The 13,132-nt window shown below is 68.1% G+C and carries 11 protein-coding genes; 1 reads left to right on the top strand and 10 read right to left on the bottom strand.

The features are described 5' to 3' along the window. Positions 1-36: 36 nt before the first annotated feature. A complete protein-coding gene (pdxR, locus tag AC4PTO_RS05475) occupies positions 37-1,500 on the top strand; it encodes a MocR-like pyridoxine biosynthesis transcription factor PdxR (RefSeq protein WP_492732667.1) in 1,464 nt (487 codons plus the stop codon). Here the strand turns inward: pdxR and AC4PTO_RS05470 are convergent. The 10 genes from AC4PTO_RS05470 to ertD all read right to left on the bottom strand — a co-directional run bounded on the left by AC4PTO_RS05470 (position 1,497) and on the right by ertD (position 13,099). Beyond that, positions 1,497-2,447: an acyl-CoA dehydrogenase family protein gene (locus tag AC4PTO_RS05470; protein ID WP_492732663.1), complete on the bottom strand. Its 951-nt coding sequence runs from the start codon at positions 2,445-2,447 to the stop codon at positions 1,497-1,499. The two genes, pdxR and AC4PTO_RS05470, sit on opposite strands and share 4 nt — an antisense overlap. Positions 2,448-2,452: 5 nt before the next feature. Beyond that, positions 2,453-3,577 carry an acyl-CoA dehydrogenase family protein gene (locus tag AC4PTO_RS05465; RefSeq protein ID WP_492732659.1) on the bottom strand — a complete coding sequence of 375 codons (1,125 nt, stop codon included), beginning with the start codon at positions 3,575-3,577 and terminating at the stop codon, positions 2,453-2,455. Continuing rightward, positions 3,577-4,788 (bottom strand): CaiB/BaiF CoA transferase family protein, encoded by a 1,212-nt coding sequence (locus AC4PTO_RS05460; RefSeq protein ID WP_492732657.1) that lies wholly within the window; start codon positions 4,786-4,788, stop codon positions 3,577-3,579. Before AC4PTO_RS05460 ends, AC4PTO_RS05465 begins: the two co-directional genes overlap by 1 nt. 11 nt (positions 4,789-4,799) lie before the next feature. Further along, positions 4,800-6,092 carry a TRAP transporter large permease gene (locus tag AC4PTO_RS05455; RefSeq protein ID WP_492732655.1) on the bottom strand — a complete coding sequence of 431 codons (1,293 nt, stop codon included), beginning with the start codon at positions 6,090-6,092 and terminating at the stop codon, positions 4,800-4,802. A 3-nt stretch (positions 6,093-6,095) separates the two neighbouring features. Beyond that, positions 6,096-6,653, bottom strand: coding sequence for a TRAP transporter small permease subunit (locus AC4PTO_RS05450; RefSeq protein ID WP_492732651.1), 558 nt, complete (start codon positions 6,651-6,653; stop codon positions 6,096-6,098). Between the two features lie 15 nt (positions 6,654-6,668). After that, complete coding sequence (gene dctP, locus AC4PTO_RS05445) at positions 6,669-7,664, bottom strand: TRAP transporter substrate-binding protein DctP (RefSeq protein ID WP_492732649.1); 996 nt, start codon at positions 7,662-7,664, stop codon at positions 6,669-6,671. 64 nt (positions 7,665-7,728) lie between these two features. Further along, positions 7,729-9,387, bottom strand: coding sequence for a thiourocanate hydratase (gene ertB / locus AC4PTO_RS05440; RefSeq protein ID WP_492732647.1), 1,659 nt, complete (start codon positions 9,385-9,387; stop codon positions 7,729-7,731). After that, positions 9,380-10,480: a thiohydantoin desulfurase gene (gene ertC / locus AC4PTO_RS05435; protein ID WP_492732645.1), complete on the bottom strand. Its 1,101-nt coding sequence runs from the start codon at positions 10,478-10,480 to the stop codon at positions 9,380-9,382. The genes ertB and ertC overlap by 8 nt, the downstream gene beginning before the upstream one ends. Before the next feature lie 13 nt (positions 10,481-10,493). Then, positions 10,494-11,717, bottom strand: coding sequence for a Zn-dependent hydrolase (locus tag AC4PTO_RS05430; protein ID WP_492732643.1), 1,224 nt, complete (start codon positions 11,715-11,717; stop codon positions 10,494-10,496). Continuing rightward, a complete protein-coding gene (gene ertD, locus AC4PTO_RS05425; RefSeq protein WP_492732641.1) occupies positions 11,717-13,099 on the bottom strand; it encodes a hydantoin-5-propionate amidohydrolase in 1,383 nt (460 codons plus the stop codon). The genes AC4PTO_RS05430 and ertD overlap by 1 nt, the downstream gene beginning before the upstream one ends. Between the last annotated feature and the right edge of the window lie 33 nt (positions 13,100-13,132).

The raw sequence follows: 13,132 nt of genomic DNA, 5'->3' as shown, positions 1-13,132 counted from the left end.
CGGGCTTGATGGCCCGGCCTGCCCGAAAGGTCCAAGATGCCGATCCCCGCCGACGCCTTCTTTCTTGACCGCAACGCCGCAATCCCGCTTCAGGTGCAGTTGCGCCGCCAGATCATCAGCGGCGTCCTGGAGGGGCGCTTTCGCCCCGGCGAAAAGCTGCCCTCCAGCCGCCGCCTGGCGCGCCATCTCGGCGTGGCGCGCGTCACCGTGGCGCAGGCATTCGCCGAACTTCTGGCAACCGATTACCTGACCAGCCGGGCACGGTCAGGCCATTATATCTCTGACCGGATCGAGGCGCGGCTCGACATCGGCCCGCGCGCACCCGACACACCCCGCTTCGACTGGGCCGCCCATCTTGGCGGCCAGTTCAGCCGTGCAAGGCGCACCGACCGAAGCCCCGACTGGCGCCGCTTCGCCTATCCATTCGTTTATGGCCAGGCCGATCCCGACCTTGTCGATCACGCGGCATGGCGCCACTGCGCGATGCGGGCGCTCGGCCGGCGCGAGTTCAACAGCCTGACCGGCGACCTTTACGACGAGGACGACCCCGAACTGGTCGATTACATCGCGCGCCACATCCTTCCCCGGCGCGGCATCCACGCCCCGCCAGAAGCGATCCTGCTGACATTGGGGGCGCAGAACGGGCTATGGCTGGCCGCGCAGATCCTTCTGGGTGCGGGCGGGCGCTGTGCGATCGAGGCGCCCTGTTATCCCGGCCTGCGCCAGATCCTGTCGCAAACCCCGGCAGAACTGTGCGCCGTTGCCGTCGATGCCGCGGGCCTGCCCCCCGAGGCCATCCCTGCAGGGGTTCGCGCCGTCTTTACCACCGCCAGCCACCAATGCCCGACGAACTCGACCATGCCGCTTGCGCGCCGCCGCACGCTTCTGGATCACGCGATGGCCCGCGGTTTCGCGATCATCGAGGACGATTACGAATTTGAGATGTCCTTTGCCGGGGCACCCTCGCCCGCGCTCAAGGCGATGGATGCGGCCGGGACGGTGATCTATGTTGGCTCGTTCTCGAAATCGGTTTTTCCGGGGTTACGCCTCGGCTACATCGTAGCCGAGCCCGCCTTCATCGCCGAGGCGCGCGCGCTGCGGGGCCTTGTGCTGCGCCACCCACCCGGGCACATGCAGCGCACGCTGGCGCATTTTCTGGCACTTGGCCATTACGACGCCCAGATGAACCGGATGCGGCGCGCTTATGCTACCCGCCGCGCGGTCATGCGCGAGGCCATCTTGCAGGAAGGGCTCCGCCCCGCCCTCCAGGGTGCCGCGGGCGGATCGAGCTTCTGGATGGCGACGCCCGAGGGGCTCGATAGCGCCAAGCTGGCGCGTATCCTTGGCCGGAATGACGTGTTGATCGAACCCGGCGCGCCGTTCTTCAACGATCCCGCCCAGGGCGCGGGATTTTACCGGCTGGCCTATTCGTCGATCGCGGCCAGCCGCATTCCCGAAGGCATCCGCCGTATCGCTGCCGCCATCGCCGGGCAGAGCTAGGCAACGGACGCCTCGTTGCGCAGGATGCGTTTGACATAGGCGCCGACCCGGCATTCCTCGGTCATGCCGATCCCGCCATGCATCTGGATCGCCTCTTCGGCGATCTTCGCACCCGCGCGGCGCGCGCAGTCCCATGCCGCCGCCGCCAGCCGCGCGGCATCGGCGCGCGCTGCCGTGGCCGCCATCGCCGCGGCCATGATCAGCGCGCGAGCCTCTTCCAGCGCCACGAACATGTCCACCAGACGGTGCTGCAAGGCCTGGAACGCGCCAAGCGGGCGGCCGAACTGCTGGCGCGTGCGCACATAGTCCAGCGTCATGTCCATCAGCGCCTGCATCGCCCCCAGATGATCGGCCGCCGCGGTGATGCGGGCCGCCGTATCGAGCCGCCCCTCGAGCGCCGCGGGAAGGGCAAGGCAGCGCAGCCCGGTCGGATCGACCCGAAGATTGCCGCGTGACGGGCCGTCGCGCCGAAGCGCAGGCGCCCCGGCAAGCGCGACATGGCCCTGCCCGCCCTTGCGATAGCGCAGCAGGACCAGCCCGATTTCCGGCCCCTCGGGCACCACCTCCAGAACCAATTCCCCGGCGGCGGGCGGCGCGTCCAGATACGCGCTATGCACCGCCAGATCACCGGCCAGGAAACCTTCCAGCCAGTCCGCGCAATCAGCATCACCCTCGTCGGCCAGGGCCGCAAGCGCCAGGGCCGGCACCACCGCCGCGTCGCGCCACGACAGCGCCGACAGCGCCGCCCCAAGGCTTTCGGCGATCAGCATCGCGCCGACAAGCCCCATGCCGAAGCCGCCCTGCGCCTCGGGCGTGGCCGCCGCGTGCCAGCCCATCGCAACCGCATGCCCCCAGTCCTGCGCCGCATCGCGCGGCGCCTCGGCCTGGACAAAGCGCAGCAGGCTGTCGTGCAAAAGTCGTTCGGTTTCGTTCAGTTCAAAATCCATGACCCTCAGCCCCCCAGCCCCAGCACGGCCTTGGCCATGACATTGCGCTGAATTTCGTTCGAACCGCCCCAGATCGTCAGTTTGCGCAGGTTCAGCCACATCTCTTCGGCATTGTGCAGAACATCGGGCAGCGGGCCGCGCGTGGCCCGCGCCATGTCCAGCCGCAGCCGCGAGATCGCCTGCGCGATCTCGGTTCCGCGGATCTTGAGCGCCGAGGCGCGCGGCCCCGGATTCTGCCCGGCATTCATCGTCGAAAGCAGCCGCAGCTCCAGATATTCCAGCGCCAGCAGATCGGTATCGAGCCGCGCGATGCGCCCCGCGAACGCGCCCCCCGCATCCAGCACCCGAAGCGCCTCGAGGTCGCGGCGCGACCGGGCGGCACCGGACATGATGAACCGCTCATGCTCCAGCAGGACCTTGGCATAGGTCCAGCCGCCGCCTTCCTCTCCGATCAGGTTTTCGGCGGGCACCCGCACGTTATCAAGGAAGACCTCGTTGACCTCGGCATCGCCGTCGATGGTGCGGATCGGCCGCACGGTGATGCCGGGCGATTTCATGTCGATCAGCAGGAAGCTGATCCCGGCCTGCGGCTTGACGCTGCGGTCGGTCTTGACCAGGCAGAACATCCAGTCCGCCCATTGCGCCCATGTCGTCCAGATCTTCTGCCCGTTGACCACATAGCTGTCGCCATCGCGTTCGGCAAAGCTGCGCAGCGCGGCAAGGTCGGACCCGGCCTGCGGCTCGGAATAGCCCTGGCACCACCAGGCGCGGTTCTGCCGGATGTCGGGCAGGAAGCGCTCTTTCTGCGCGGGCGTGCCATAGGTGAAGATGATCGGCCCCACCATCGTGATGCCGAACTGCACCGGCGGCGGGGCATAGGTCGCGCCATAGGCCTGCTCATACAGGTAGCGCCGCGTGGGCGAAAAGCCAGGCCCGCCATATTCGGCCGGCCAGCCCGCCGCGAACCAGCCATAACGCACGAGCACGTCCTGCCAGCGGAGATAGTCGGCGCGCTCCAGCACCTCGTTGCGGCGCACCTTTGCCGAGATGTCGGGGGGCACTTCGCGGGCCAGCGTATCGCGCACCTGCGCGAAGAAGGCCTGATCCCCGGCGGAGAATGCAAGATCCATCAGTCGGTCTCCTTCAATGTCGAGACGAGATCCACGAAAGCGGCGATGCGGGCCTGGTCCCAGCCCGCCACGGTGGCAAGGATATCGGCGGTATCGGCGCCCAGATCGGGGGCCGGGGCCTGCGCGCCGCGCGCATAGCTTGCGAAAAGCGCGGGCTGTTCGGGCAGATCAAGCGCGCCAAGCGCGGCGGTTTCCCGGCGGCACAGCAACTGGCGCGCGGCGATCTGCGGGCTGCGGGCGGCCTGCGCCAGATCCCAGATCGGCGCGGCAGGGATGCCCTCGGCCTCCAGCCGCGCGATCGCCTCGGCGGCGCCTAGCGGCGCGGCCCAGGCCTCGATCACGGCACGCAGCGCGGGTTCGTTCGTCCTCCGCGCCTGATCCGAGGCGAAACGCGGATCATCGGGCAGCTCGGGCGCACCGATCGCGGCCGAGAGCTTGCGGAACAGCGCGCCATTGGCCACCGCCAGAACGAAATAGCCATCCCCCGCCCGATAGGCGCCGAAGGGCGCGGAAAGCGGATGGTTCGCCCCCGTGCGGGGCGGGGCCTTTCCGGTCAACTGGTATTGCGACAGCGCCGTGGGCAGAAGCGAGAACAGGCTGTCGAACATCGAAATGTCGATCCGCTCGCCCTGCCCGGTTCTTTCGCGGCGGAACAGCGCCGCACAGATCGCCCAGGCCGCGTATAGCCCCGGCACGGTATCGCCGATGGAATCGCCGGCGAAGACGGGCGGGCCGTCGGGCTCTCCGGTCACGCTCATGAAGCCGCTCATGGCCTGGGCCACCACGTCATAGCTGGGCCGGGCCGCCAACGGGCCCGCCTGGCCGAAGCCCGAGATCGAGCAATGGATCAGGTCTGGGCGCAGCGCGCAAAGCGCGTCGGGGCCAAGCCCGAGGCGGGCGGCGACGCCGGGGCGAAAATTCTCCACCACCACATCGCAATGCGGCACCAGATCGGCGATGGCCGCCTGCCCCGCCGCGGATTTCAGATCGGCGCAGAGGCTTTTCTTGTTGCGGTTGATCAGCTCGAAATTGATCGAGCGGCCGTTGCGCATCGCCCCCATATGGCGCTGATCGTCACCTGCGGGGCTTTCGATCTTGATCACCTCGGCGCCGATATCGGCCAGAAGTGCGGTGCAGAACGGCCCCGAAAGCACCCGCGTGAGGTCAAGTATCCTCACGCCGTCCAGAGGGCGGCGGGTCACAGTGTTCATGTCAGGTTCCTTCAGACGAAGACCAGCATCAGGCCGGGGAAGAGCAAGAAGATCGCGATCCGCACCACATCGACCACGATAAAGGGCACGATGCCGCGATAGATCTGCGCCAGTTTCAGGTCCGGCCGCATGCCGTGCAGCACGAAGATGTTGATGCCGACGGGGGGCGTGATCATGCCGATCTCGATGATCATCACGTTCATGATGCCCCACCAGACCGGATCGAAGCCAAGCTGCCCCACGACCAGCGGAAAGACGAAGGGCATGGTCAGGATCATTGCCGCCATGGCGTCGAAAACGCAGCCAAGCGCGATGTAGAGCACGATCACCACCGCCACGATCAGCATCGGCGGCAGATCGAGCCCGCCCACCCAGGCCACCGTGGCCGCAGGCAGCCCCGACAGCGTCAGGAAGCTCTTGTAGATCTCGGCGCCGATCAGGATGAGGTAGATCATCCCGATATTCGAGGCCGCGCGGATCAGCGTCTGCACGAAGTTCTCGCGCGTCAGGCGGCGGCGCAAGAGGCAAGCGACAAAGACCAGCAGGACGCCGACCGCAGCCCCCTCGTTCACCGTGAAGACACCCGAATAGATACCCCCCAGCATCACGCCCGCCACCATCAGCGTCAGCCGCGCCTGCCCCGTGGCCGAGGCCCGCTCGCGCCAGGTAGCGCGCGGCAGGACCTGCCCGTCGCCGGGGTTCCACAGCATGAACATGCGGATCGCCACGAAATAGAGAAGCACCGCCGCGATGCCCGGCACGATGGCCGCGCGGAACAGGTCCAGCACGCTTTGCTGCGTCAGGATGGCATAGACCACCATGATCACCGAGGGCGGGATGAGCGAGCCGAGCGTGCCGCCCCCCGCGATCGACCCCGCGATCAGCGCATCGGAATAGCCGCGGCGCCGCATCTCGGGCAGCGCCACCTGCACCATGGTCGCGGTGGTGGCCACGGACGAGCCGCAGATCGCGCCGAACACCGCGCTGGTGCCGACCGTCGTCATCGCCAGCCCGCCGCGCAGATGCCCGAACCAGGCATGGGCCAGGCGGTAGATCTCGTTCGACAGGCCCGCCACGATGGCAAAGCCCCCCATCAGGATGAACAGCGGAATGACGATCAGATCCTGCGAGGACAGCGCCTGCACCGTCGCCGTCCCGAACAGCGAGAAGACCGAGGCATGCGCATCGAGAACCAGCGTTCCCACCGCCCCCACCAGCGCCATCGCCGCCGCGATCGGCACGTTGAGCAGGATCACCGCAAGAAGGACCAGAAGCCCCAGTGCACCGACAAGAATTGAAGACATGGGTTACTCCATTTCGCCGGCGCTGTGCGGCAGGGGTTCGGGCTCGGTTCCGGCAAGCATCCGCGAAATCTGTTGCACGCAAACCAGCGCCTGAATGACCACGCCGATCCAAAGGCAGGCGCAGGCGATGGCGAAGGCGGGCCAGCGGGGGATCTCCAGCAGCCAGGTGGTTTCACCCGAGCGCCACAGATCGGCGGTGTAAAGCCCCAGCCACCAGGACATGAGCGCGAACATCGCCAAAAGAAGCAGTGCCCCCGCCGCCTCGAGCGTTTCGCGCAGCCGCCAGGGCAGGGCCTGGGCGATGAAGCGCACGGTGATCGCGCTGCGCGTGGCCAGCATCGCCGGCAGGCAGGCGGCAACCGCGACGATGCCAAGGGGGGCATATAGATCGGACAGCCCGTCCATCCCCCAGCGTCGCAGCACCGTGTCCAGCCCCGGCAGCGCATCGCGCAGCGCCAGAACCGGACCCGTGCGCAACAACACTTCCAAAAGCACCAGCCCGGTTACCGCAAGCAGGGCGGTCAGGCCGATCACTGCGATCATGTTGGCCAGTTTCAGCACCGCCCCGCCCTCCGGTCACATACCAAGCGCGGCGCGCGCGGCCGCAAGGATCGCCGGGTTCGCGTCGGAGCGGGCTTCCCAGTCCTCGGCAACCTCGGCCAGAACCTCGTCGGCATGGGCAAGGTCTTCGGCGCTCAGCTCGACGAAGTGGTGATCGCCCGCCGCCTCAAGGCGCGCGGTCACATCGGCGGTCTGCTGGTCCATGTTGCGGCCAAGCTCGGTGGTATACCACTCGCCCTTGATCTGGTCGATCGCGGTTTTCGCCTGCTCGGGAAGGCTGTCATAGCGCGCCTTCGACATGCCGAACAGCACCGCGAAAGACCCCAGCGGCAGGTTGGTCACATGGTATTTCAGCAAGTCGCCCACGCCGAAGTTGTAAAGGTTGCCCGTATCGACAAGCGCCCCGTCGATCAGCCCGCGGCTGACATTCTCGGCCATCGCGTTGGCGGCGATGTTCGAAACGGGAACCGCGCCAAGGCGGCTGACGATCTGCGCCTGGGTCTTGCCCGAGACGCGCAGCTTCAGCCCACGCAGGTCGGCCAGGTTCTCGATCGGGTCCTTGGTGTGGATGTAGTAGGGCCCCGATTGCAGCATGCCAAGCGCCACCAGATCGTCCATCCCCCCGATCAGGCCGTCCTCGATCAGCTTGATGCTGGCAAGCGCGCCGTCCGAGTTGCTTTTGGCAAGGTTGGGCAGTTCGAACACGTCCAGCCCGCTGATGCGGCCAGGCGTGTAGGGGATCGGGATCTCAGCAATGTCGGCCACGCCGTCCTGCACCAGTTTCAGCTGCACCTCACCGCCCGACACCAGCGAGCCGCCGGGATAAAGCTCGATCTTCAGCGTGCCGCCCGAAAGCTCATCGGCCTTGGCCACCAGCGCGGGCGCAGAGAGTGCATTGTTCACCGTCGCCGCGGGCAGGAAGGACGAATATTTCAGCGTCACCGTATCTTCGGCAAGGACCGGCGTGGCCATCAGCATGGCGGCCGTCACGAATTTCGCAAGTTTGGACATCTTGGTTCCCCGTTGTTGGATGTTGGCGGCAGCAGGCGGCTTATGTCGCCTGCCGCCTGTTCTGTCAGGTCGGAATGTGACCGATCTTCTTCGTCCGGGCCTCGTCGAGCGCCTCGGGATATCCCGCATCGGCATAGCGCACGACCCCCAGCGCGGTGTCGTTGCTCAGCGCACGGTCCAGCCGCAGGTCGGCGGCATCGGTTCCGTCCGCGATGACCGTCACCCCGGCCGAAGTCATGTAGCCGGCATAGCCGCCCCCGCCCGAATGCACCGCGACCAGGTCCGCCCCCGACGCGCAAAGCGTCATCGCGTCAAGCAGCGGCCAGTCTGCGACCGCGTCCGATCCGTCGCGCATGTTCTCGGTCATGATGTTCGGGTGGGCCATGCCCCCCGCATCGAGGTGATCGCGCGAGAACGCGACCGGACCGGCCAGCGTGCCATCGGCCACCAGCGCGTTCACCGCGCGCGCAAGGGCCGTGCGTTCGCCATGGCCTAGCCAGGCGATGCGCGCGGGCAGCCCCTCGAAGGGCACATGGTCGCGCGCAAGACGGATCCAGTTCGTAACGATGGCGTTCTGCGGGAACATTTCAAGCACCAGATCGTCGATCCGGGCAATGTCCGACGGCGCGCCCGACAGCGCCATCCAGCGGAACGGGCCGATGGCCCGGGCGAAAAGCGGGCGCAGATAGGCCTCGGTGAAGATCGGGATGTCGAAGGCATCGGCAACCCCGCCCTCGCGTGCCTGCGTGCGGATCAGGTTGCCGTTGTCGAAGACCTCGGCGCCGCGCTTCTGGAATTCGAGCATGGCCGTCACATGGCGCGCGATGCTTTCCCGCCCCGCCGCGATCAGCTCGTCCGGGTTCTGTTCGCGCAGCCGGCGCACCCGGTCCAGATCATAGCCCGCGGGCACATAGCCGAAGACGAGATCGTGGGCCGAGGTCTGGTCGGTGACGATGTCGGGCGTGATGCCGCGCGCGGCAATCTCGGGGTAGATCTCGGCGGCGTTGCCCACAAGGCCGACCGACAGCGCCCGCCCCTCGGCCTGCGCGGCGGCGATCCTGGCAAGTGCGGCATCGAGGTCGGGCGCGATCTCGTCGAGAAAGCCGATCTGCTGGCGCATCCGCGCGCGCTCGGCATCGACATCGACGCACAGGATGGCCGCCCCCGCCAGCCGCCCGGCCAGCGGCTGCGCGCCCCCCATCCCGCCAAGCCCGGCGGTCAGGATGAAGCGGCCCTTCAGGCTGCCCTCGAAGCGGCGCTCGGCGATGCGCATGAAGATCTCGTAGGTGCCCTGGATCACGCCCTGGCTGCCGATATACTGCCAGGCGCCGGCGGTCAGCCCACCCCAGCAGATCAGGCCCTTGCGCTCCAGCTCGTAGAAGGTTTCGGCCTTGGCCCACTGGCCCACGATGTTGCAGTTGGCCATGATGACCTTGGGCGCGGCGGTTCCGGTCTTCAGCCGCGCCACGGGCTTGCCGGACTGGATGATCAGGGTCTCGTCTTCTTGCAGATCGCTCAGCGTCTGCACGATGGCCGCATGCGCGGGCCAGCTGCGCGCCGCCTTGCCAAGGGCGGCATAGACGATCAGCTTCTCGGGCGCCTCGCCCACGGCAAGGACGTTCTCCAGAAGCCGCAAAAGCCCCTCGCTGCGCCAGTCGGCCGCGCGCATCTCGGGGCCGCCGGGGATCGGAAAATCGGGGTGACGCGGGTTCGGCTTAGCCATTTTGGCCCTCCAGCGCATAGGTTGCAAGATCAATGCCCATGGCCTTTTCCACCGGCGGATAGACGGCCGGGTCCAGAACGCCCGCCCCCAGCGGGATCAGCGCCTTGGGCACATGCAGGATATGAACGCGCATGCCCACCCGAAGTTGGCCCACGGACAGCGGCTCGGCCTCGGCCGACAGGGTGGTGATGACATCGGGGAAGCTGGCGATGCGGTTGCCGCCGGCATCGTCGATCGCCATGTATTCGTTCATGACATGCAGCGTCAGCGCCTTGTCGCCATGGCCCACGACGACCTGCCCGATATCGAAGGCCTCGTTGGTATAGCGCACGTCCTTGCGGGTGATCTCGGCCTCGATCAGGATCGCGCCGCGGGTCTTTTCCACGATCGCGTCGATCATCGCGCCCGGCCCCTTCGGCTCGGCCGCAAGGATCGCCTGCCCCAGATCAAGCGCCATCGAGATCCCGCCAAGGGCGGCGTTCTGCGCCACATAGGACGCGCGCAGCGGGTTGCGCGCCGAGGCGATGAACCCGCCCGACATGTCCGACGCCGTGCGCAGCACCGGCGAGACCTTCGCCGTCGCGCCCCGCACCACCAGTTCGATATAGCGGTTCTCGGCGCGGTTGCCGCCCACCGCCGTCTGGATCATCTGCGCGTCCGACCCCGCCATCCCGATCGAGCCCATGTCGCCCGTCGGATGGGCGCGGATGTCGCCCACCGCATCGACCACCTTGCAACCCAGGATCGCGGCCGGCAGCCAGCCGTTCAGCGTCGAGGATTTGCCGTTCTGGCCCACCATCAGCCCCGCGACCGGGGTTCCCAATGCCTCGTTGAGAAGCCGCACCGCCTTGACGTAATCGACGCCCTGCATCTCCCAGGGGGTGGTCGAGGCCGGCGCGCCGATGGCCGCGGCCGTGGCGATCCAGTCCTCTTCGCGCAGCTCGTCGACCGAGACCAGCTCGGGCGTGCCCGCCCCCACCGCGGCATAGCCCAGCCTGCGGCCATGATCGGCCCATCCGCCACCACCCGCGGCATAGACCGAGCCGCCACGAACCGCGGGCTCCACATCCTTTTCGGTAAGTATCCGGCGCATCCTGTTCTCCTGCTTATGCCTGATCTAGCGCGATGACCGCCTCGGCCAGCACCTCCGCCCCAAGGGCGATATCGTTCGTTTCAGCCCATTCCTCGGGGCAATGAGAGCGCCCGCCCCGGCACGGGACAAAGACCATCGCGGCGGGGGCGATGCGGGCCATGAAGGCCGCGTCGTGCCCCGCCCCGGACACCATGCGCCGGCCGCTTGCGCCGCAGCGCCCGGCCGCCGCACCCAACTGATCGACCAGACCCGCATCCATCGCCACCGGGGGATTGTCGGACAACACCTTCACCTGCGCCGACACGCCTTCGGGCAGCGCACCCGCACGGGCCGAAAGCCAGCCAAGGAACCCCTGCATCTGTTCGCGTTCGGCCGCACGGGCGTCGATCAGCAGGCGCGCCCGCGAGGGGACGACATTGGCCGCGCCGGGTTCGATGGCGAACTCGCCCACCGTCGCGGTGAAATGGCTGGCCGCCCCGGCGCGGCGGCGGGCCTCGGCCTCGATCGCGCCGACCAGCGCGGCGGCCGCGACCAGCGCATCCGCCCGGCCGGTCATCGGCGTGGTGCCCGCATGATCGGGCCGCCCCTCGATGACGATCTCGATGCGCGTGATCCCGGCGATGGCCGTGACGATGCCGATATCCTCGGGGCCGTTCTCCAGCACCGGCCCCTGCTCGATATGCAGCTCCAGAAAGGCCCTCACATCGTCGCGCGGGGCGATGCGCGCGGCATCCCCGCCCACATCGCCAAGGGCGCGGGCCAGGTCGCGGCCCTCATGGCTCAGCGAAAGCCAGTCCTGCGGCAGCACGCCCGCCATCGCGCGCGAGCCGATGCAGGACACGCCAAAGACCGAGACCTCCTCGGCCAGGAAATCGGCCACCACGAGGTCATGGCGCAACCGGATGCCCCGCTCTTGCAGCACGCGCGCCACCTCGAGCGCGACGATCACCCCGGCGATTCCGTCGAACCGGCCGCCATCGGGCACCGTGTCGGAATGCGATCCCAGCATGATCGCGCCGCAGCCCGCGCTTCCGGCCAGCCGGCCCAGCAGATTGCCCCCCGCATCGACCGAAACCGCAAGACCGGCCGCGCCGAAACGGGCGCGCAGCCAGTCCCGGCCTGCGTCGAAACGCGGCGAAAAGGCGCGCCGGGTCCAGGGCCGGCCAGGATCGGTGATCGCGGCCATGGCCTGAAGATCGGCCTCGATCCGCGCAGGGCTGACACGAAGGTTGCGCATCAGTGCACCGGCTTTCTGAGCGCCAGCGGAAGACCCGGCCGGACGAATCGCCCCGAGCCGGGCGCGGCCAGCACCTCGGCCCCGTCGAAGACCTGCGCGCCGCGCCGCCAGCTTGCCGCCACCGTCCAGGGCAGCTCGATCCCGTCATAGGGCGACCACCCGGCCACCGAATGGCGCGACGCCGCGCCCTGATAGACCCGCGACACGGGTTCAAGCACGACAAGATCGGCATCGCGGCCGACGGCGATCCCGCCCTTGCGGTCGTCGATGCGGAAATGCCGCGCGGGGTTTTCGGCCAGAAGCCGCGCCGCCCAGGTCAGCGGAATGCCGCGCGCCTCGGCGCCCTTCACGAACAGCGGCACCATCACCTCAAGGCCCGGCACGCCCGAGGCGTTGCGCAGCATATCGGGGTCGGTCTTGCGCTCTTCGGTCCAGCTGACGTGATCGGTGGACACCATGCTGACATTGCCCGCCGCGACCTGCCGCCACAGCGCCTCCACCTCGGCGCGCGGACGGATGGGCGGGTTGATCTTGGCCTTGCCGCCCAGCCGGGCGACATCGTTTTCCTCGTCCAGCACCAGATAGTGGATGCAGCATTCGACGGTGGCGTGATGCCCCTCGTCGCGGTAGCGCCGCGCGATCTCGTATCCGCGCGAAAGCGAGCAATGCACCACATGCGCGGGGCAGCCCGTCGCGGCACCGGTCTCGTAGATCTGCAACAGCGCGAGGATCTCGGTCATCGGCGGGCGCGACAGGCCATGCGCGCGCCAGTCGGTGATGCCCGAGGCCGCGACGGCGGCCATCGCCTCGCGCACGAAGGCGTCGTCCTCGTTATGCACGCCCGCCGCAAGGCCGGTGCGCGCCACGGCGGCAAAGCAATCCATCAAAAGCTGCGGCGGGATGCGCGGAAAGCGCTTCGGATCGGTCCCGAAGGTCGAGAACTTGAAGGCTGCAACCCCGGCCTCGGCCTGCTCGGCGATCCGCGCAGGGCCTTCCTCCGGCGCGATCGTGCCGTAAAGGGCCACATCCACGCGGGCTTCGGCCTCGGCTTCGGCCGCCTTGCGCCTGACCGCCTCGGCCGAACAGACCAGATTGCCTTCGTCATAGGGCATGTCGACGATGGTGCTGACCCCCCCAGCCGCGGCCGCCGCGGTCGAGGCCGCGAACCCCTCGGCGCCGCGTTGCGACAGGGAATGGACCTGCGCATCGACTGCACCGGGCAGGATCAGCGCGGCACCCAGATCGTGACGTTCCCGCGCCGCCGGGGCCGCCCCCTGGCCAAGCATCGCCACACGGCCATCCCGCACGGCGACAAAGCCGCCCTCGACCTCGCGGTCGGTCAGAATTACCCGTCCTGTCAGAACCAGATCGAAGTCGGACACGTTCGCACACTTTCATTGCCAGTGGATGACAGA

It is taken from the genome of Rhodobacter maritimus, assembly GCF_058747975.1.
The sequence above is the reverse complement of the archived record's forward strand: the minus strand, read 5'-3'. Positions and strand labels throughout refer to the sequence as shown.